The 20,245-nt window shown below is 65.5% G+C and carries 19 protein-coding genes and 1 tRNA gene; 8 read left to right on the top strand and 12 right to left on the bottom strand.

What is annotated here, in order from left to right:
* Positions 1 to 253: 253 nt before the first annotated feature.
* The 5 genes from P0204_RS03230 to P0204_RS03250 all read right to left on the bottom strand — a co-directional run bounded on the left by P0204_RS03230 (position 254) and on the right by P0204_RS03250 (position 4,924).
* A complete protein-coding gene (locus tag P0204_RS03230; protein ID WP_276221621.1) occupies positions 254 to 2,083 on the bottom strand; it encodes an FAD-binding protein in 1,830 nt (609 codons plus the stop codon).
* 34 nt (positions 2,084 to 2,117) lie between these two features.
* On the bottom strand, positions 2,118 to 3,002 hold the full coding sequence (locus tag P0204_RS03235) for a succinate dehydrogenase/fumarate reductase iron-sulfur subunit (protein ID WP_276221622.1): 885 nt from the start codon (positions 3,000 to 3,002) through the stop codon (positions 2,118 to 2,120).
* 3 nt (positions 3,003 to 3,005) lie between these two features.
* Entirely contained in the window at positions 3,006 to 3,371 is a 366-nt protein-coding gene (locus tag P0204_RS03240; protein ID WP_276221624.1) for a succinate dehydrogenase hydrophobic membrane anchor subunit, read from the bottom strand.
* Positions 3,371 to 3,766, bottom strand: a complete 396-nt coding sequence (gene sdhC / locus P0204_RS03245; RefSeq protein ID WP_276221625.1) for a succinate dehydrogenase, cytochrome b556 subunit — start codon at positions 3,764 to 3,766, stop codon at positions 3,371 to 3,373. The genes P0204_RS03240 and sdhC overlap by 1 nt, the downstream gene beginning before the upstream one ends.
* Positions 3,767 to 3,898: 132 nt before the next feature.
* On the bottom strand, positions 3,899 to 4,924 hold the full coding sequence (locus tag P0204_RS03250) for a succinylglutamate desuccinylase/aspartoacylase family protein (protein WP_276221627.1): 1,026 nt from the start codon (positions 4,922 to 4,924) through the stop codon (positions 3,899 to 3,901).
* 108 nt (positions 4,925 to 5,032) lie between these two features.
* Between P0204_RS03250 and P0204_RS03255 the strand changes: the two genes are divergently transcribed.
* On the top strand, positions 5,033 to 6,385 hold the full coding sequence (locus tag P0204_RS03255) for a RimK family alpha-L-glutamate ligase (RefSeq protein ID WP_276221628.1): 1,353 nt from the start codon (positions 5,033 to 5,035) through the stop codon (positions 6,383 to 6,385).
* Here P0204_RS03255 and P0204_RS03260 read toward each other — a convergent pair whose 3' ends face one another.
* Both P0204_RS03260 and cysE read right to left on the bottom strand, forming a co-directional pair.
* Positions 6,386 to 6,997 (bottom strand): DNA-3-methyladenine glycosylase family protein, encoded by a 612-nt coding sequence (locus P0204_RS03260; RefSeq protein WP_276221630.1) that lies wholly within the window; start codon positions 6,995 to 6,997, stop codon positions 6,386 to 6,388.
* 40 nt (positions 6,998 to 7,037) lie between these two features.
* On the bottom strand, positions 7,038 to 7,589 hold the full coding sequence (gene cysE, locus P0204_RS03265; RefSeq protein ID WP_276221632.1) for a serine O-acetyltransferase: 552 nt from the start codon (positions 7,587 to 7,589) through the stop codon (positions 7,038 to 7,040).
* Between the two features lie 271 nt (positions 7,590 to 7,860).
* On the opposite strand from cysE, the gene P0204_RS03270 reads away from it, so the two are divergent.
* From P0204_RS03270 to P0204_RS03290, 5 genes are all read left to right on the top strand, one after another.
* Positions 7,861 to 9,825 carry a 3-hydroxyacyl-CoA dehydrogenase/enoyl-CoA hydratase family protein gene (locus P0204_RS03270; protein ID WP_276221633.1) on the top strand — a complete coding sequence of 655 codons (1,965 nt, stop codon included), beginning with the start codon at positions 7,861 to 7,863 and terminating at the stop codon, positions 9,823 to 9,825.
* 78 nt (positions 9,826 to 9,903) lie between these two features.
* A complete protein-coding gene (locus P0204_RS03275; RefSeq protein ID WP_276221635.1) occupies positions 9,904 to 11,310 on the top strand; it encodes an ATP-binding protein in 1,407 nt (468 codons plus the stop codon).
* 94 nt (positions 11,311 to 11,404) lie between these two features.
* Positions 11,405 to 11,509, top strand: a tRNA-Glu gene (locus P0204_RS03280).
* Positions 11,510 to 11,609: 100 nt separating this feature from the next.
* On the top strand, positions 11,610 to 12,791 hold the full coding sequence (gene glmU / locus P0204_RS03285; protein ID WP_276221636.1) for a bifunctional sugar-1-phosphate nucleotidylyltransferase/acetyltransferase: 1,182 nt from the start codon (positions 11,610 to 11,612) through the stop codon (positions 12,789 to 12,791).
* Positions 12,792 to 12,852: 61 nt separating this feature from the next.
* Complete coding sequence (locus P0204_RS03290) at positions 12,853 to 13,038, top strand: DUF7576 family protein (protein WP_276221638.1); 186 nt, start codon at positions 12,853 to 12,855, stop codon at positions 13,036 to 13,038.
* Positions 13,039 to 13,294: 256 nt separating this feature from the next.
* On the opposite strand, the gene P0204_RS03295 is transcribed toward P0204_RS03290, so the two are convergent.
* Positions 13,295 to 13,807, bottom strand: coding sequence for a DUF21 domain-containing protein (locus P0204_RS03295; RefSeq protein ID WP_276221640.1), 513 nt, complete (start codon positions 13,805 to 13,807; stop codon positions 13,295 to 13,297).
* A 71-nt stretch (positions 13,808 to 13,878) separates the two neighbouring features.
* On the opposite strand from P0204_RS03295, the gene thyX reads away from it, so the two are divergent.
* Positions 13,879 to 14,622 (top strand): FAD-dependent thymidylate synthase, encoded by a 744-nt coding sequence (thyX, locus tag P0204_RS03300; protein WP_276221642.1) that lies wholly within the window; start codon positions 13,879 to 13,881, stop codon positions 14,620 to 14,622.
* A gap of 182 nt (positions 14,623 to 14,804) precedes the next feature.
* Positions 14,805 to 16,196, top strand: coding sequence for an ABC transporter substrate-binding protein (locus P0204_RS03305; RefSeq protein WP_379801820.1), 1,392 nt, complete (start codon positions 14,805 to 14,807; stop codon positions 16,194 to 16,196).
* A gap of 32 nt (positions 16,197 to 16,228) precedes the next feature.
* Here the strand turns inward: P0204_RS03305 and P0204_RS03310 are convergent, their stop codons facing one another.
* Genes P0204_RS03310 through P0204_RS03325 form a run of 4 tightly spaced genes read right to left on the bottom strand, consistent with a single transcriptional unit; the run spans position 16,229 to position 20,208 of the window.
* Positions 16,229 to 16,984 (bottom strand): ABC transporter ATP-binding protein, encoded by a 756-nt coding sequence (locus P0204_RS03310; protein ID WP_276221644.1) that lies wholly within the window; start codon positions 16,982 to 16,984, stop codon positions 16,229 to 16,231.
* Positions 16,981 to 17,820 (bottom strand): ABC transporter ATP-binding protein, encoded by an 840-nt coding sequence (locus P0204_RS03315; protein ID WP_276221645.1) that lies wholly within the window; start codon positions 17,818 to 17,820, stop codon positions 16,981 to 16,983. Before P0204_RS03315 ends, P0204_RS03310 begins: the two co-directional genes overlap by 4 nt.
* Positions 17,813 to 19,084, bottom strand: a complete 1,272-nt coding sequence (locus P0204_RS03320; protein ID WP_276221647.1) for a branched-chain amino acid ABC transporter permease — start codon at positions 19,082 to 19,084, stop codon at positions 17,813 to 17,815. The genes P0204_RS03315 and P0204_RS03320 overlap by 8 nt, the downstream gene beginning before the upstream one ends.
* Positions 19,081 to 20,208: a branched-chain amino acid ABC transporter permease gene (locus tag P0204_RS03325; protein WP_276221649.1), complete on the bottom strand. Its 1,128-nt coding sequence runs from the start codon at positions 20,206 to 20,208 to the stop codon at positions 19,081 to 19,083. The genes P0204_RS03320 and P0204_RS03325 overlap by 4 nt, the downstream gene beginning before the upstream one ends.
* Positions 20,209 to 20,245: the final 37 nt, after the last annotated feature.

Genomic DNA, 20,245 nt, shown 5'->3' on the forward strand with positions numbered 1-20,245 from the left:
GCTCCCTGTACTACGGTAGGCACCGTTCTGGTGCCATCACCCCCCACCCACCCCCAATCTTGCTTTCAGTGAGTTCCGCTACGTAGCGACTGCGTCGGTCACTCGCTCCGTGAGGACGGGAGTTCCTGCTCAGTGTGAGGGTCACAGCAACAGCGAGCCGTCCCGGGAGTTCGACCGCGAACAGACCGACGGTTCCGGGGGCGAGAAGAGTCAGTCCCGGTGGGATTCGATTCGCCGTTCCGATCGTGTGGGCTCAGTACGACCGCTCTTTCGGCTCGTAGGTCTCCTCGTCGCCGTCGAGTTCGACGGGTTTGTAGTACAGTTCCGGATCGCCGTCGTTCCAGGCGAGCATCGTGTGCTTGATCCACTCGTCGTCTTTCCGCTCCTGGTGTTCCGCGCGCCAGTGGGCACCGCGGAACTCCTCGCGGGCCAGCGCGCCGATGGTGATGGCCTCGGCCACGTCGAGGATGTTACGAGTCTCGATAGTGTGGATCAGATCGGTGTTGTAGGTGCGCGAGGGGTCCGAGACGGCGACGTTCTGGTACTCCCGGCGGGCGTCCTTGAGTTCCCGCAACGCCTGCTTGAGACCGTCCTCCTCGCGGAAGACGTTGACGCGCTGGGTCATCGTCTCTTGGACGTCCGCACGGACCTCGGCGTGGTTGATGCCGTCGGCCTCCAGCAGTTCCTCGATGCGCTGGCGCTCCTCCTCGACGGCTCCCTTGACGACGCTTTTGGGTGTGGCTGCGGCCCCACCGTCGGCGACGACGTCGTCGGTGCCGGCGTCGACCGCGCCGGGGTCGACTGGCGGCTCGACGGCACCGTCCTCGCTTTTGGCCGACGGCCCGGTCTGGATCTCCGCGACTTTCATGTCCTTGCCGGCCGCGTGGTGGCCGGCGCGGGCGCCGAACACGAGGAGTTCCGGCAGGGCGTTCCCGCCGAGGCGGTTCGCGCCGTGCAGCGAGACACAGGCCGTCTCGCCGGCCGCGTAGAGGCCGTCGATACAGGTCTCGCCGTTCTCGTCGCACTCGATGCCCCCCATGGCGTAGTGTTGGCCGGGTTTGACCGGCATCGGTTCGTCGAGGCCGTCGACGCCCTCGAAGTCCTCCGCGAGGTGGAGGATGTTCTCCAGGCGGTCGAGGATGCGCTCCTCGCCGAGGTGACGCATGTCCAGGTGGACGAACTCGTCCTCGATCCCGCGGCCCTCGTTGACTTCGGTCAGTTCGGCACGCGAGACCACGTCACGGGAGGCGAGTTCGCCGTCGTTGTTCGCGTAGCCGTGCTCGAACATGAACCGCTCCTCGTCCTCGTTGTAGAGGATGCCACCCTCGCCACGGACACCCTCGGAGATGAGCACACCCGTCGACGGCAGCGTCGTCGGGTGGAACTGGATCATCTCCATGTCCTCCATCGGGGCACCGGCGCGGTAGGCCATCGCACAGCCGTCGCCAGTGTTGGCGACGGCGTTGGTGGTGTGGTCGAACGCCTGTCCGAGTCCGCCGGTCGCCAGGATCACGCCGTTTTTCGCCCGGAAGCCGTGGATCTCGCCCGACTTGATGTCGTAGGCGACACAGCCGTGACAGACACGGTCTTCTGGGTCCTCGTGGTCGGTGACTGCGAGGTTCGTGACGTACCACTCGTCATAGACCTCGATGCCGCGTTTGACCGCCTGCTCGTACATCGTATGCAGCAGGTGGTGGCCCGTCTCTGCGCCGGCGTAGGTCGTCCGCGGGAACGACATCCCGCCGAACGGCCGCTGGGAGACCCGACCGTCGTCCTCACGGGAGAAGGGCATCCCCCAGTGTTCGATCTGGACGACCTCCTCGGGGGCGTCCTTGGCGAAGGTGTCGATCGCCGGGGCGTCCCCCAGATAGTCCGACCCCTTCATGGTGTCGTAGGCGTGCAGGTCCCAGGAGTCGCCCTCCCGGAGTGCCGCGTTGATGCCACCCTCGGCCGCGCCCGTGTGGCTCCGGACCGGGTGGAGTTTCGTCACGAGGGCGACGTCCGCGCCTTCCTCGTGTGCTGCGATAGCCGCTCTGAGGCCGGCGCCGCCGGCGCCGACCACGATGACGTCGTGTTCGTACATAGTATGGGAAGTAGTGTCGTAGGCGTGCTTAGGACTACCAGAACTTGAGGTTGTTCTTCACTGCCTCGCGTTTGAGTTCCTGGATGTGCTCGGTGAGCGGGATGTCCTTCGGACACACCTCGGTACAGGAGAACTGGGTCTGGCACCGCCAGACGCCGTGTTCCTGTTCGATGATCCGGAGCCGTTCCTGTTTGCGGTCGGGGCCTTCGCGTTCGTCCATGGCAAACCGGTAGGCCTTGTTGATCGCCGCCGGCCCCAGGTACTCGTTGTCGCCGGCCGCGATGTTACACGAGGACATGCAGGCGCCACACCAGATACACCGCGTGGACATCTTGACCTTCTCCCGGTTCTCCCGGCTCTGGCGCTGTTCTTCGAGTTCGTCCTCGGGCAGTTCGTCGGCGTCGAAGTACGGCTCGACGGCTTCCATCTGATCGTAGAAGTGCTCCATATCGACCACGAGGTCCTTGACGACCTCCTGGTGTGGGAGCGGTTCGATCCGGACCGGCGTCTCCAGTTCCGCGATCTGGGTCTTACAGCCCAGCCGCTGGCGGCCGTTGACGAACAGCGCGTCGGAGCCACAGACGGCCTGCCGACAGGAGTGTCGGAAGGTTAGCGAGGAGTCGTACTGGTCACGCGCGTAGATGAGCGCGTCCAGGATGGTCATCCCCTTGTGGAACGGGACGAGGAAGTCGTCGAAGCGTGGCTCCTGTTTCCCCTCGACCTCGGGGTCGTAGCGGAACACCTTCAGGCGGATCGTCTCCTCGTCGTCGAGGGTCGACTCCTCGCGCTCGGCCTGTTTCTGTTCGTCGAGGCGCTGTTGTTTCTCCGCACGGCGCCGGTCACCGGGTGACTCGACGGCCGATTCGGCCTCTTGTTCGCTCTCTGACTCGGTCTCTTGTTGTTCGATCTGTGTACTCATAGGTTAGACGAGGTTTGTCATAGCGACTGCGACGCGGGTCCCCTGTGCGATCAACAGGAGGCCGGCAACTGCGAGCAGGTACTTGATCGCGGTCTGCTGGGTGCCTTTGAGCCCCTGGTTGACGAGTGCGTTGTAGACGCCGTTGACGCCGTGGAACGTCGCGGTCACGAGGAACAGCCACATCGTCGCGAAGTAGCCCACCTGGCTCATCCGGACCTGCGTCCCGGCGAAGGTGATGTTTGCGGCGTGGTTGACGAAGTGCAACAGCATGAAGTGAAACGCCAGGACGCCGACCAGGAACACCGCCGTGAGCCGCTGGAAGAGCCAGCGGCGGCCACCGCGCTCGAACGAGGAGTAGTGTTCGGCCATTATGCGAGTGGCCCCCCGAGGAAGGTCGGCACGCTGGCGACGACGATCGCACCCGTCAACACCAGCGAGAGATAGAAGCTCTTGTCCTGTGCCTCTAGTCCGACGCCGAGGTCGACCATCAACAGACGGATGCCGTTGAGGATGTGGAAGACGGCGACGGCGAGCAATCCGATCTCCAGGAATCGAACGACGAGCAGGGCCTCCAGCCCCTGGAGCGTGTTCGTATAGAGTTCTGCCCCTCCCAGGGAGGTGCTCAAGACGGCGATGTGGGTAAAGAGGTACCCGACGAGCACCCAGCCGGTGAACTTGTGGAAGATCCACGCCCACATCCCGGCTGTGAACTCCCGCCACCGTCCGAAGTCCTCGACGGTGCCGCGATTGTAAGACTGACTCATACACTGGGGGGTTAGTCCGGGGACAAATAGTAGTTACTACCCCGCGCGCAGGTCGCCGGCTGTCGTGCCGAAGACGTTCGCGTATTGACGGTATCGGCGACGAACTGGCTGACTGTTCAGTCCGGGCCGCGGTCACCGAGCCGTCCGCTCCACCCGCTCGGACTGTTCGATCGCCCGTCGGGTCCGCTGGTCCAGACTCACGAGGTGACACAGTGGATTGCCGGGGTAGACCAGCGGGTTCTCCAGGACGCCGACCAACAACCCGGTAAACGGTGCGCTCACTTCGATCGCGTCGGTCTTGAACGGGTTCGTGATCGTACAGATCGTCTCGTCGGCGTGGACCAGCCCCCCTCGCTCGTGGTGCATGTCGACCAACCCGCCGGCGTCCGCACGAATCCAGATCTTGTCGTCGCTTCCGTTCTCGACGACGGTCCGCCATCCCGGCCACCGGACGACCTCGCTCTCGAGCAGGCCGAACTCCGCCAGGACCGATCGGACACTGTCGAGGGCGTTGTCGATCAGCGAACGCTGGAACCGGTGGGCCTCGCCCATCTCGATCGTGACCGACGGGACGCCGGCGGCGCTGGCCTCCCGGCGCAGCGACCCCGACGGCCCCTCCGAAGAGATGATCAGGTTCGACGCGAAGGCGTTCGCGACGCGGGCGACAGCCGAGTCGGTCATGTCCGCCCGTACGTGGAGCATGTTCGTTCGGCCACGGGTCGAGGTATGGAAGTCCAGTCCCAGATCACACGGTGCCAGGAAGTTCCGGAACACTTCGTGGGCCATCCGCTTGGCGCTCGTCGAGTCCGGGTTGCCGGGAAACGACCGGTTGAGGTCGCGGTCGTAGATCGGGAGGTACCGCTCCTGTGCGAGGAAGGCGGGAACGTTCAACACGGGGAGACAGACCAGCGTCCCCGCGAGGTCGTCGTGGTTCCACTCGTGGGCGACTTCCCGCACGACCTCGATCCCGTTGAGTTCGTCCCCGTGGGCCGCAGCCGAGAGGAAGACGGTCGGGCCAGGACGTGGCCCGTTGACGATCGTCACCGGGAGCCGAACCGGGTCACCCATGTACGTCTCACTGACCGTGTAGCGGACGTTCTGTGTCTCGCCGGGGTCGACCCGGCCACCGTCGTAGGTGAACGGCTCGGCTTCGTCCATACCACTACGGAGAGTGGCCGGTGACAAAAGCGTGTCCGGCACCGCCTGGACCTGGCAACCGAGCGAACTGACCACCAACGATTTCTCCGCAGGACGAGAACTGTCGCTATGAATACGGACATCACGCTCGGGGTACTGAGTCTCCATTCGAGCAAGGAGACGAAGGCGATCCTGAACGCGGCCGAGGAGCTGGGATACGGGACGGAGTGGCTCCGGGCCGAGAACACGACGATCGACGTCACCGACGGTACGATGGAACTCACCCCGTCGGTCGACGTCATCGCGAACCGACTGTTGCTCTCGAGCAACGAGGACCCGGCCGAAGGGATCGGTCTCGCGCTGACGCTCGCAAAGCAAGCGCCGATGCTGAACGAACCCATCGCGGCGACGACGGCACTCCACAAGTTCGCAAGCGCCGCGGCGCTGGCCGAATCTAACGTCCCGGTCCCCGACGCCGTGATGGCGCTGTCGAACGACAACCTCAACAGAGCGCGCACGCGGTTCGGCGACCGAGCGGTCTACAAGACCGCGATCGGGACCCACGGCGGCGGAACGTGGATGGTCGAGTTGGACGACCCCGTCAACGCGAAGATCGGGAACCGCCACGCCTTCCTCCAGCGGTTCGTCGACCACGACGCCCAGCGCCACCACGACCTCCGTGTCTACGTCGTCGGCGACGAGATCGTCGGCGCGATGAACCGGTACGCACCCGACGGGGAGTGGCGGACGAACGTGGCACTCGGTGGCTCGGTCGAGGACATGACTGGACAGCTCCCCGAGGCGGTCCGGTCGATCGCCCGGCGGGCCACCGACGCGATCGGCCTCGATTACGCCGGCGTGGACATCGTCGAAGGCCACGACGGCTACTACGTGCTGGAAGTCAACCCGACCGCCGGGTTCCGGGGGTTGTTCAAGGCCACCGGCGTCAGTCCGGCGCCGTACATCGCCAAACTGGCGATCGAGCGAGCCGGTGGGAGCGTCCCGGACAGCGAACTCCAACGGCTTCAGGGGACGCTGGACGACTCCCGGCCGACCTGTATGCCCCGGAAGACGACCGAGCGCAGTTCCGAGACGATCGTCGTCGGCTACATCGAGGAGGTCGTCGTCACCGGCACCCGCGGGACGAAGACCATCCTCGCGAAGTCCGACACCGGCGCGACCCGGACCAGCATCGACACGCGGCTGGCCGCCGAGATCGGGACCGGACCCATCCTCGACATCGTCAACGTCAAATCCGGCAGTGTCAAGGGCGGGCGCTCGCGCCCGGTCGTCGACCTCGTGGTCGGAGTCGGCGGGACACAACACACGGTCACGGCCAGCGTCGAGGACCGCTCACACATGGACTATCCGCTGTTGCTCGGTCGAGACATCCTCAAACACTACCAAGTCGACGTGACCCGTCGAGCCGACGACGAAACGGACCCCGACACGGAGGAAGAGGAAGAGACAGCCGAGGAGTAGTTACTCCTCGACGACCTCGGCGACGCCGTCGGCGATGTCCTCCTCGGCCCGCCAGAGGTAGAGGCTCGCGTAGCTCCGGTAGGGCGCCCATCGCTGGGCGAACGTCGCCATCTCCGCACGGTCGTACCCCTCGCCGACGACGGTTTCGAACCCCTTTCTGATCCCGAGATCCCCGACGGGAAAGACGTCGGGTCGCCCGAGCGAGAAGAGGAGTTGCATGTTCGCCGTCCACTCGCCGACGCCGGTGATCGCAGTCAGTTCCGCCCGGACCGCGTCGTCGTCCATCTCGGCGAGGGACTCCCGCGAGTACCCCTCTTCCAGAAAGGCGTCGGCGACGGCGTTGACGTACCGGGTCTTCTGCCGGGAGAGACCGGCGTCTTTCAGTAGCTGATCGTCGGCTGCCTGTACCCCCTCCGGGGTCACCTCGATGGCCTCGAACAGCCGTTCCCTGGTCGCCGCTGCCGATGCCATCGACACCTGCTGGCGCAGGATCGACGTCACCAACCGCTGGAAGAGGTCGTCGGCCGGGTCCAGCGTGAGATCGCCGTGATGGTCGACCAGCGGGCCGAGGTACTCGTCGGAGCGCAACTGCTCGTGGGGTGACTCGGTCATGATCCCGACGTAGTGGGCCGGCGGTGATGAACCTGACTGCTCAGCAGTCAGCCGCCCGACGGGAGGTGTCGTCGGTCGCGCGGTCGTCGATCGGTTTCGCCGGGTTCCCGGCGACGGTCGTTCCCGGTGGAACGTCCTCGACGACCACGGAGCCGGCGCCGACCGTCGCGCCGTCGCCGACGGTGATCGGACCCAGAAGCGTCGCGTCCGCGCCGACGGTCACGTCGTCGCCCAACGTCGGATGGCGCTTCTCGCGGCGCATCGATGCACCGCCAAGCGTGACGCCGTGGTACAACAGGACGTCGTCCCCGATCTCGGCGGTCTCACCGACGACAGTTCCCATTCCGTGATCGATGAACAGCCGGTCACCGACGTCGGCGGCGGGGTGGATCTCGACACCGGTGAGCAGCCGAGTCACGTGCGAGAGGAGCCGTGCGGCGAACGGGAACCCCCCTTCGAAGAGCGCGTGGGCGACTCTGAAGAGCCAGACGGCGTGGAGCCCCGGATACGTGAGGATGACCTCGACGGTGTTCCTGGCAGCGGGGTCTTTGGCGAGTGCGGTGCGAACGTCGTCTCGGAGTGTCTCGAACATGGTGTGGCGTGTGTCGTGTCGGGACGGTCGCTTGGATGCCGTGCGTGGGAGAACAACTGTCGCTGGCGCTACCGACAACAGCGACACGCCACTGAACCGCGGGCGAGTGGTTCGACCGCCGAGCCTTCGGGCGACGGGAGTACGGCACCCATCATATCCAGGTTTAACGGCGACGACCGGTTAAATGACGCGGTTAGGGTCGAATGAACTCCCCTGGAGTTCCTGAACGAGAGAAACGTTGAAACGTGGGCCGACAGTCTGAGTACACGTCATGGACTTCGAGGAGATCGAGACGATCACGGTACTGGGAGCCGGAAATATGGGCCACGGCATCGCAGAAGTCGCAGCGCTGGCCGGCTACGACGTGCGGATGCGGGACATCAAAGACGAGTTCGTCCAGGACGGCTACGACGACATCGAGTGGTCGTTGAACAAACTCGCCGAGAAAGAGCAACTCACACAGGACGAGGCCGACGCGACACTCGACCGGATCACCCCGCTGGTCGACGTCGAGGAGGCGGTCAGTGACGCCGACGTGGTCATCGAGGCAGTCCCGGAGAAGATGGAGATCAAGAAAGACGTCTACGAGGAGGTCGAGGAGTACGCGCCCGAGGCGGCCATCTTCGCGACGAACACCTCCAGTCTCTCGATCACCGAACTCTCGGAAGTGACCGAGCGGCCCGAACAGTTCTGCGGGATGCACTTCTTCAACCCGCCGGTCCGAATGCAGTTGGTCGAGGTCATCTCCGGCGCTCACAGCAGCGAGGAGACCCTCGATACCATCGAGCAACTGGCCGAGGCCTTCGACAAGTCGCCGGTCCGCGTGCGCAAGGACTCGCCCGGCTTCATCGTCAACCGCATCCTCGTCCCGCTGATGAACGAGGCCTGCTGGCTCGTCCACGACGACGAGGCCACCATCGCCGAAGTGGACTCGACGACAAAGTTCGACATCGGCCTCCCGATGGGGTCGTTCGAACTCTCCGACCAGGTGGGCAACGACGTGGGCCTGCACGTGCTTGAATACATGCACGAGGTTCTGGGCGAGCCCTACGCGCCGTGTCCGCTCCTCGAAGAGAAAGTCGAGAACGAGGAACTCGGAAAGAAGACCGGCAAGGGCTTCTACGACTACGAGAACGGGGGCGTCGACATCCCGACCGACGCCGGGAGCGACCACGTCGAGAACCGCCTGCTGGCCGTGATGGCGAACGAGGTCGGCAAACTCGTCGAGAACGACGTCGCACCGGTCGGCGACATCGACGACGCCGTCATGCTGGGCGGTGGCTTCCCCGAAGGTCCCGCGAAGCTGGCCGACAAGGCCGGACTGGAGACGCTCGTCGAGACCCTGGAGGCGGCCCACGAGGAGACCGGCGGGGAACGGTTTGCCGTCTCCGGGGGGCTCCGGAACGCGGCCACGGAGGGTGGCTTCTACGGGAGCGACGACGAGGGGACGACCGAGTTCGAGAACATCGTCGTCGACTACCCCGGCGAGATGGTCGGCCACGTCGAACTCGACCGTCCCCACCGGATGAACACGGTCAGTCCCGACCTGATGGACGAACTGAGTGAGGCGATCGACCTGCTGGCCGAGGACGACGACGTGCGTGCGATCCTGCTGACGGGGGCCGGCGACAAGGCGTTCTCCGCCGGGGCCGACGTCCAGTCGATGGCCTCGAACGCGACCCCACTGGAGGCGGTCGAACTCTCGAAGAAGGGCCAGGAGACCTTCGGGAAACTGGAGGAGTGCCCGATGCCCGTCGTCGCGGGGATCGACGGCTACGCGCTGGGTGGCGGGATGGAACTGGCGACCTGTGCGGACCTGCGAGTGGCCTCCGAACGCTCGGAACTGGGACAGCCCGAACACAATCTCGGCCTCCTGCCGGGGTGGGGCGGGACCCAGCGGCTGGCCAACATCGTCGGCGAGGGCCGGGCGAAAGAGATCATCTTCACCGCCGAGCGCTACGACGCCGCGGAGATGGCCGACTACGGCTTCGTCAACGAGGTCGTCGCAAACGACGAACTCGACGACCGCGCGTTCGAACTGGCCGCCGACCTCGCCGCCGGCCCACCGGTCGCACAGCGGTTCACCAAACGGGCGATGCACGCGGGCCGCGACGACACCGAGGCGGGTCTGGAGGTCGAATCCCAGGCCTTCGGCCACCTCATCGGCACCGACGACGTGATGGAGGGGATCACCGCGTTCATGGGCGACGGCGAACCGGAGTTCGAAGGGAAGTAACGACCCGGACGGAGTGAGACGCCGGCACCCGTTCTTTATAACCGATAACTCCCTAGCCGTTACCGTGTGGGTTGACACGTGACCGAATCGCCGGTCCTGTACGTCGGGCACGATCACGAGACGGCCGCGACGCTGGGAGACGATGTGACGACTGTCGGCTCCCTCGACGAGGCGCTTTCAGCGCTCGATGGAGTCGGTTGTATCGTCAGCGAGTACGACCTCGGCGAGCGTGACGGACTCGAACTGCTCGATGCCGTCCGGGATCGGCGACCCACGGTCTCGTTCGTACTCGTTCCCGAGACCGGCGACGGCGAGATCGCCAGCCGTGCCGTCGACGCGGACGTGACCGCCTTGCTCCCGCAGGACCTCCCCGAGTACGGGCGTCGCCTCCGTGAGCGGGTCGGTGAGCTACAGAATCCCGACGCGGGCGAAGGTGGGCCACTGTTTTCGAAGATCGTCGACGGTGTGGGCGTCGGCGTCGCGCTATACGCCGCAGACGGTCGGTACCGCTACGTCAACCCGAACTACGTCGAGATGCTCGACCGCTCCCGTCAGTCCCTCGTCGACACTCCGATATGGGAGATCAACCCGGAGATCGATCCCGATCAGTTCGAGGAGTACTGGGACTCGTTCGACGTGGGCGAGACACGCCGTGCAGAGACGACACACCGGCGGTCGAACGGGACGGTACTCCCGGTCGAGACACATACCACGGCGATCACCGTCGGCGACCGCCGATACCACGTCGGGACGATAACCGATATCAGCGACCGGCTAGCCGATCGGACTGAGCTCGAACGACAGAACGAGCGACTCGAACAGTTCGCCAGCGTGATCAGCCACGACCTCCGGAACCCCCTCGACGTGGCGATGGGGCGGACGACAGTCCTCAGTGAGGAGTGTGACAGCGAGCACCTGACGGTGATCTCGGGAGCGCTGGACCGGATGGACGCACTCATCAGCGACGTGCTCACGCTCGCACGCGAGGGCAGAGAGATCACGGACCCACAGCAGGTCGAGCTCGCGCAAGTCGCCGAGACGGCCTGGAAGACCGTCGGTACCCAGCAAGCGACACTCTCTGTCGAGGAACTGGGGGTGGTCCGGGCCGACGCGAGTCGGCTCCAACGACTGTTCGAGAACCTGTTTCGCAACGCCGTCGAACACGGTTCGACGGGCAATCGGACGGCGTCCGATGACGCCGTGGAACACGGCCGCGTCGACGGCGCAGATATCACGATCACCGTCGGGCGGTTCGACCCCGAGGGGTCGGTCGGGGGATTCTTCGTCGCCGACGACGGCGTCGGGTTCGAAGACGTCGACCCCGACGAGGTGTTCGAGGAGGGCTTCACGACGAGTGAGACGGGAACAGGATTCGGACTCGCGATCGTCCAGAGCGTCGCCGAAGCCCACGGCTGGACAGTCCGTGCACGACAGAGCGAACAGGGGGGCGCTCGCATCGACGTCCTCGGCGTCGAGTGGCGTTGATCGACGGTTGCCGCCACCGATTGGGGTGAGACAACGCCACAGGGAGCCGGCGTTTCGATGGGATTAAAACGGAGCACCCGGTACAGTAGGATGCGCTCGGTTGGTGTAGTCCGGCCAATCATCTTGGCCTTTCGGCTCACGGAGTCACCCTCCGCGAGGAAGACAGCCGAGGACAGGGGTTCAAATCCCCTACCGAGCACATTCTCACGAGGTGTCTCCCGGAGAGCGTTGCGTTCGACCGTCATCACCGATGATCCGGGAGCGACAGCTATTTTCGGTGACCGGACGACTGGCCGCCCATGCAAGCAGTGATTCTGGCGGCGGGCGAAGGGACGCGGATGCGACCGCTGACGGCCAACACACCGAAGCCGATGCTCCCGGTCGCCGACCGGCCGCTCGTGGCACACACCGTCGATACGGCCATCGCCGCCGGTGCCGAAGAGCTGATATTCGTCGTCGGATACGAAGCCGACGACGTCCGGTCGTACTTCGGCGACAGCTACGGGGGTGTCCCGGTCTCGTTTGCCGTCCAGGCCGAGCAACTCGGGACGGCCGACGCCGTCGACGCGGCCAGCGAGTACATCGACGGTCCCTTCGCCGTCCTCAACGGCGACAACCTCTACGACGAGGCGAGCCTGACCGCGCTGTTCGAGGCCGCACCGTCGGTCGCAGCCTACCGCGTCGAGGACCCGAGCAACTACGGCGTGCTCTCGACGGACGGCGATACCGTCACCGACATCGTCGAGAAACCCGCCGACCCGCCGACAGAACTCGCCAACGCCGGCGCGTACGTGTTCCCGGCGGCGGCCCGGGAGTGGCTGAGTGTGCCACTCAGCGACCGCGGCGAGCGCGAGATCACCGACGTACTCGCGAGAGTGATCGCGGAACAGACCGTCACCGCCGTCGAAGTCGACCGCTGGCTCGACGTGGGCCGGCCGTGGGAACTGCTCGAAGCCAACGAGTGGAAACTGGCCGAGATGGACCGCCGACTCGACGGCGACGTCCGCGGGGACGCCGACCTCCGAGGGACCGTCGTCGTCGAGGAGGGAGCCGTCGTCGAACCCGGCGTCGTGATCGACGGACCGGCACTCGTCCGATCGGGGGCGACGGTCGGTCCCAACGCCTACGTCCGCGGCGCGACGCTACTCGGGGAAGACGCCCACGTCGGCCACGGCGTCGAGATCAAGAACTCCGTCGTCGGGCGGGACTCGAACGTCCCGCACGTCTCCTACGTGGGCGACAGCATCCTAGGGTCCGAGGTCAACTTCGGTGCCAGTACGCAGGTGGCGAACCTCCGTCACGACGGGGAGGACGTGCGCATGACGGTCAAAGGTGAGCGGGTCTCGACCGGCCGCCGGAAGTTCGGTGTCGTCGCGGGCGACCGGGTCAAGACGGCGATCAACACGAGCCTCAACGCCGGCGTCGTGCTCTCGACGGGGGCGACGACGACCCCCGGCGAATCTGTCACCAGAGATCGGTGATCGGTTCGGCTTCGGGACGGATATGTGGGATTAAGTAGGGTGACACCGACGCTCAGATACGATGGTCGACCCGACATCGGATCACCACGAGGACATCGACAAGGACGAGGCGCCGAACTGTGCGACGTGTGGCGACCCCATCGCGAACGAGACCACCCATCGCGTCCTGACCTGGATCGAAGAGGGAGCCGTCCAGACTGCCCACTTCTGTGACGAACAGTGTCGTTCCGACTGGGACGGGGAGTGAGACGGTCCGATCGCGTTCCCAGGCGACAGAAAGCCCGTTCTGTGGATCTCTGTTCGATTGCGTAGACGAGCCGTCGACACCGGATCGTCCGTGCGTATCTCCCCTCCCTGCTCCCGTATCCTGTCGTCTCGATCGGCCACTCGTGAGAACCACCACGGCACTCGTCTCCGCGGCCGACACACAGGCGCCCCCGACGAGCGGGCCGAGAAGTTCACAGCATCCTCGGACGAACTCGACGTTCGTCCACTGATCGCGTTCACTCCTCGTCCTCGTAGGGGCGCTCGATGTCCGGCTGGCCGCCGATCCGTCTGGTTATCTGTCTGGTCAGCAGATCGAACGCGACGACGGCCGGATAGAGGAGCAGTTCGACGTACCGAAGCGGCCGGACGACCCGGAGCGCGTACGAGTTGGCGTGCCCGAGACCGTAGGACTTCGGGACGATCTCGCCCGCGACGAGGATGACGCTGCTTGCGACGACTGTCGTGACCAGGACCGCGACACTCGACTGCACGTGATCGACCAACAACGCCGTCAGTAGGCTGGAGATCGCGATGTTGACGACGTTGTTCCCGACCAGGATCGTGACCAACAGGCGGTGTGGATCGGCAAGCACTTCGAGGGCCGCCGCTCCGCGGGGATCGGACTCGGCAGCGGCGGTCAGTGACTCTCGCGAGACCGTGAACAACGCCGTCTCGCTGCTGGAGAAGAACGCACTCGCAGCCAGCAAGACGACGATAGTACCCAAACTCGACAGCGTCGACGTGTCCATACCGACACCACACGCCCCATCCCGAAAGTCCACCCGGAAAGAATTATCCCGCTCGGGTGTACCCCTCCGGTATGGAAGTCACGTTACTGGAAGCGACTTCGGACCCGGAGGAACTCGTCTGCAAGGCGGCCCGGAACGACTACAGCGGGGAGTTCGTGGGCGGGCAGCCCTTCGACGCGACGATGGAGACCGTCGAAGGTGCGGACATGGAGGAAAAGAAGGAGACGCTCATCGGTCACCTGCTCGAACACGGCCACTTCGGCCCGTTCGAACACCCACAGATCACGTTCGCGGTGAAAGGCGTCTCCCGCTCGTGTATGGCACAGATCACGCGTCACCGACACGTCTCCTTCGACGTCCAGTCGATGCGGTACGTCGCCTTCGACGACATCGACCCCGCAAAGGTCCGGGAGGGAGAACTGGTCGTCACCCCCCCGTCGGCGACCGACCCCGACTGGGTTGGCCGCAACCAGAAGACCGGCGATATCGACGAGGAGACGGTCGAGCGACGGACAGAAGTGTTCAACGACACCATCGAACACGCCGTCGAGTCCTACCAGGAACTCCTCGACCTGGGGATGCCACCCGAGGACGCCCGCTTCGTCCTCCCGATCGGGACGAAAGTCAACATCGTCATGTCGATGAACGCGCGGATGTTGATGCACGTCGCCGACATGCGCGCGGCGGCCGATGCCCAGTGGGAGATTCGAAACCTGACCGAAGACCTCCTGGATATCGCGGCCGACTGGTGTCCGATCACCTTCGCTCACTACGAGGAACACATGAAAAACCGGAAGAACCGGCTGGCACCCTGATACTGCCGGCCGTAAGTTCGTAAAAATGTTCGCCGCCCCGGGGTGGTGAATTATTTGAGTTTGTTACAGCCGGCAGTACGAGGACCCACCGACGACTCCGCGAGTGCTGAGTTGTACGGCCGTGGGACACCGTTGGTCGACAGACAACATATTTTTACGTTGGGGTTCAATCACGGGTGACTATGTCTCGTGACAGCAGTCGACGAACGTTTCTGAAGCGAACCGGCGCGCTCAGTTCCCTCGGTATCGTGGGGCTGTCGGGTTGTACGACCGAACAGGCCGACGGGGGAAGTGGTGACGGCGGCAGTGATGGCGGCAGCGGTGACGGCGGTGACGGCGGCAGCGGGGACGGTGGCGACGGCGGCAGTGGTGACGGTGGTAGCTCCGTCGGTCCCGACGTCCTCATCGTGGTCGGCTACCCACAGAGCGGCGTCCAACTGTTCAAGGACTACTACTCGGACTACGACGACGACGATGTCGACATCCTCGTCACCGACGGCCTCCAGTCCTCGGATCTGCCGGGCAACGTCGGCAACGACATGTCCAACGTGATGGGGACGGCACCGACCTCCTCCGGCCCCGGCCGGGAGACGTTTGCCGACCTGTTCACCTCCGAGTTCGACTACGACGAGCCCGGCGTGTTCACCTCCCAGGCCTACGACGCCAGCGCGGTCCAGATCCTCGCGAACGTCATGGCCGGCGAGAACGACGGCGAGGCCATCCGTGACCACATGCGTGTGGTCGCCAACCCCGGTGGAACGAGCTACGGTCCCTCGGAGCTCCCCGAAGCCGTCGAGGCGGCCGCAGCGGGCGAGAACATCAACTACCAGGGTGCCTCCAGCAACGTCAATTTCGACGGAAACGGCGACATCACCTCCGCGCGCTACCAGGTCTTCGGGTTCAACAGCGACGGCTACGAGACCCAACAGACCATCGACTTCGGTGCCTCCGGGAGCATCCCGGAGCCCGAGCCCTCGGCGAGTGGCTCCGACAGCGGGCGGACGGTCCGGCTGGGCGTCCTCCAGCCCGAGACCGGCGACCTCGGTCCGCTCGGTGTCGCGATCCGGGACGCCGCGCTCCTGCCGGCCCGGCAGCTCGAAGGGGAGGTCGACTTCACCTTCGACACGCAGGTCGGTGACACCCAGTCACAGGCCCAGGCGGCCATCGACGCGGCGAACTCGCTGGTCAGCGCCGGTTACCCGATGATCACCGGTGCGGCGAGTTCCGAGTCGACGATCCAGGTCGCCAACAACGTCCTGACGAACAACGGCGTCGTCGCCTGCTCGCCGGCCTCGACTTCGCCGGCGATCACCTCCCTGGAGGACGACGACTACCTCTTCCGGACGCCGCCGAGCGACGCGCTCCAGGGCCAGGTGCTCGCCCAAGTCTCCACCGAGGAACTCGGCGCCTCGACGGCCTCGACGCTGTATCTCAACAACAGCTACGGCCAGGCGCTCCAGGAGAGCTTCGTCTCCGCGTTCGAGGAGGCCGGCGGTTCGATCGTCAGCCAGGTCGGCTTCGAGTCCCAGCAGTCCTCGTACACCTCGCAACTCAACAGCGCGCTGAGCCAGTAGCTCCGCACGCAGCCGTTTTTTTGCTCCGCCGATCAGCCACCGAGGAACTCCCGGCGGACCTGCTCGTCGGAGAGTAACGTCTCGCCGGTGTCCTGATACCGGTTCTCTCCCTGCACGAGGACGTACCCCCGGTCACAGCGGCGCAGCGCCTCCTTCGCGTTCTGCTCGACCATCAGCACCGCCGTCCCGTCGGCGTTGATCTCGTCGATGCGGTCGAACATCTCCTCGACGAGGTCGGGTGCCAGTCCGGCCGACGGCTCGTCCAACAGGAGCAGATCGGGGTCGAGCATCAGCGCCCGCCCCATCGCGAGCATCTGTCGCTGGCCGCCCGAGAGCGTCCCCGCCTTCTTCCCCGATCGCTCCCGGAGGATCGGGAACCGGTCGTAGACGGCCTGGATGCGGTCCTCGGGGACCGAGTCGAGGATGTACGCGCCCATCTCCAGGTTCTCGCGGATCGAGAGGGTCTCGAAGACGTTGTCGCTCTGTGGAACGTAGCCGATCCCCTCGTGGATGATCTGGTCGGGCCGGAGCTGTTCGATGTTGAGCCCGTCGAAGACGACCTGTCCCCCCATGTAGGTCGTGAGCCCGAACACCGACTTCATCACCGTCGACTTGCCAGCGCCGTTGGGGCCGACGATGACGACGTACTCGTCGTCGGCGACGTCCATGTCCACGTCCGAGAGGACCTGGAGGTCGCCGTAGCCGGCGTCGAGATCACGGACCGAGAGCAGGCTCTCGGCCGGGTCGGGGAGCTCGACCGCCGCCGAGCGCTGTGCGGTCGGGCTCATACGTCACCCCCCAGGTAGGCATCGAGAACACGGTCGTCGTTGCGGATCGTCTCGGCGTCGCCCTCGGCCAGTACGCTCCCCTGGTGCATGACGATGATGTGTTCACAGTGGTTCATGATGACGTCCATGTCGTGTTCGACCAGCAGGAAGGTCAGCCCGTCCTCACGGAGGTCGTGGATGCGTTCGAGCAGTTTCTCCTCCAGCGTCGGGTTGACGCCGGCCAGCGGTTCGTCCAGCAGGACCATGTCGGGTTCGGTCATCAGCACGCGGGCCATCTCTAGCAGTTTCCGCTGGCCGCCCGAGAGGTTCCCGGCGTTCTCGTGGGCGAGGTGGTCGATCTCGAAGAACTCCAGGGTCTCCCAGGCCCGTTCGACGACCTCGGTCTCGTCGCGTCTGACCCCGTCACGAAGTCCCGGCACCACTGCCCGTAGCGCGGACTCGCCGGCCTGATCGGGCGGGGCGAGCATGACGTTCTCCAGGACGGTCATCTCGGAGAGTTCGCGGGCGATCTGGAAGGTCCGGACGAGGCCGCGCTGGGCGATGGCGTACGGCGGGAGGCCCGTGATGTCCTGGCCGTCGAACCGGACCGTGCCGTCGGTCGGCGCGTGTGCGCCGGTGATACAGTTGAACGTCGTCGACTTGCCGGCACCGTTAGGCCCGATGAGACCGGTCAGTGCGCCCGGCCCGACGGCGAAACTGGCGCCGTCGACGGCGGTCACCCCGCCGAACTCCTTGCGCAGTCCGTCGACCTCCAGCAGCGGCGCGTCGATCGCCGCACTCTCGACCGCCGGCCCCTCCTCGGTATCGGTCTCGGCGTCGGGGACGGTCTCACTCATCGGTCTCACCTCCCTCGGGTCGGTCCAGCGGGACGCTGCTTGCCGGTTCGGTTCGGTGGCCCAGCAACCCATCGGGTTGGCGCTGGATGATGAGGATCAAGACGACGCCGATGAGGACGAACCGCAGCGTCGAGATGTTGGCCGCCGTATAGGCGACCAGCGGGACCGGGTCGAGCGACGACAACGCCGCGACCGCTTCGACGATGTTACCCGGCGTCCCGCTGCCGGCCACGGGCGCGTACTCGCCGAGACGTGCCGGCACGTAGAACAGCAGGGCGGAGAAGGTCGCCGCACCGAGAATACTCCCCGTGTTCGATCCCGAGCCGCCGATGATGAGCGCGGCGAAGACGTAGAACGTGATCGCCGGCCGGAACTGCTGTGGGCTGATGTAGCCGGCCTGCCCGCGGAACAGGGCACCGGCCAGCCCCATCAGCGCACAGCCGATCATGAACGCCTTGATCTTGAACAGCCGGGTGTCCTTACCCAGCGACTGGGTGACCGTCTCGTCTTCCCGGATCGCCTTCAGGACGCGGCCGAACGGCGAGTTCGCCACGCGGGTGAGCAGCCAGTAGGACCCGCCGACCACCGCGAGCAGGACCAGCCCGTACGCGATGTTGGCCACGTTCGGGCCGGAGACTCCCACGCCCTCGGCCGCAGCGACCAGGGGCTGGCCCGGTCCGTTGATCACTCCGGAGACGACACCACTCGGAGAGGCAAAGGAGATGCCGGTCCCACCGCCGGTCCCGAAGCGGGCACCGAACAGCTGGATCTCGGCGATCCCGCCCCAGTTGACGAACAGCCGGATGATCTCCGAGAGCGCGACCGTGACGATAGCGAGGTAGTCGGCCTTGAGCCGCAGTGCCGGCAACGCGGCGACCGCGCCGACGACGGCGGCCATCACCATCCCACCCAGCAGTCCGACCCACAGCGGGAGGCCGAACCCGGGAACCCCGCCGGCACCGGGGTCAACCGGTGCGGTCAGGATCGCCGTGGTGTAGGCACCGACTGCCATGAACCCGGCGACGCCGATGTTGAACAGCCCGGTGTACCCCCACTGGAGGTTCAGCGCCAACACGAGGATCGCGTAGGCCGCGACGAGGATGGTGACGCTGCCGATGAAGCCGGCCGCGAGGTTCGGCCACTGCTGGCCGCCCACGAGGAACGCGAGGGCGGTCAACAGCAGCCAGATCCCGGCCAGGAAGCCGACGACCAGCACCGCATCGGGCAGGCCGTCCATGCGTGCCCGGACGCCAGCAGTGCTCATGCAGTCGTCACCCCCGAGAAGATCCCGGACGGCCGCAACAGGAGCACGACGATGAGCACGAAGAACGCGGAGGCCTTCGTCAGTCCCGAGGGAAGCCAGATCAGCGCCATGCTGTCGACCAGGCCGATGACGACGCCCCCGGCCATCGCCCCGTAGATCGAACCGATCCCCCCGAGGATGACCGCCGAGAAGATGAGCAACAGGAGGAGCCAGCCGAAGTTGAAGGAGATGGTCCCGCTCTCCAGGACCAGGAGATAGCCGCTCATCCCCGCGAGTCCGCCGCCAAGGATCCAGGTCAGGCGAACGACTCGCTCGGTCGGGATACCCGTCACGCGAGCCAGATCCTCGTTGTCGGCCATCGCACGCATGGCCTTCCCCAGTTTGGTCCGCTGGAGCAAGACGTGGACGCCCAGCATCGCGACGACCGAGACCACCAGCAGCGTCAGTTCGTTGTCCGTGATCGTGACGGTCCCGCTGGGAAGCGCCAACAGCGTGACCTGGAGGCCACTGGTCGCGACACCGCTGGTCTGTGTCCCGAAGACGAACGCGATCCCGTACCGGAGCGCGAGCGCGACCCCGATCGACGCGATCAGCAGGGAGATGCTCCCCGAATCACGCATCGGTCGGTAGGTCAACCGATCGAGGAGCAAGACGAGTACGATCGAGCCAACGCTGGCCACGACGAGACCGGCCAAGACCGGAAGGAGCGTCGTGACGGCACTCAGTTGCTCCCCGGAGTTAAACAGGAACAGTTGATCGAGCGACGCGCCCGTCCCGACGCCGGCGAGGATATAGGCGACGACCCAGCCGAAAAATGCGCCGGCGGTGACGGTATCCCCGTGTGCGAAGTTCGCGAAGTCGAGGATACTGTACGTCATCGAGAGACCGATTCCGGCCAACCCGACGGCCAGCCCGACCAGGATTCCGTCTAACACCATCGTCCCCAGCGAGGGGATAGTGAGCGATCCACCGATCAGTTTGATTCCCCCGAAATAGAGGTTCGTCCCACTCAGTTTCACGAGGAGGTCGAGCAAGAGGTACCCGATGACGGCGCCGACGGCGATTCCACCGGGTCGCTCGACGACAAGGCGTCCTCGTTCTCTGACCGACTCTGCGATAGCCATCTGTTGTAGGCCGTTCGGTGGTCGGGCCTAAATAACG

It is taken from the genome of Haloarcula halophila (assembly GCF_029278565.1).
In the GTDB taxonomy this organism is placed as follows: domain Archaea; phylum Halobacteriota; class Halobacteria; order Halobacteriales; family Haloarculaceae; genus Haloarcula; species Haloarcula halophila.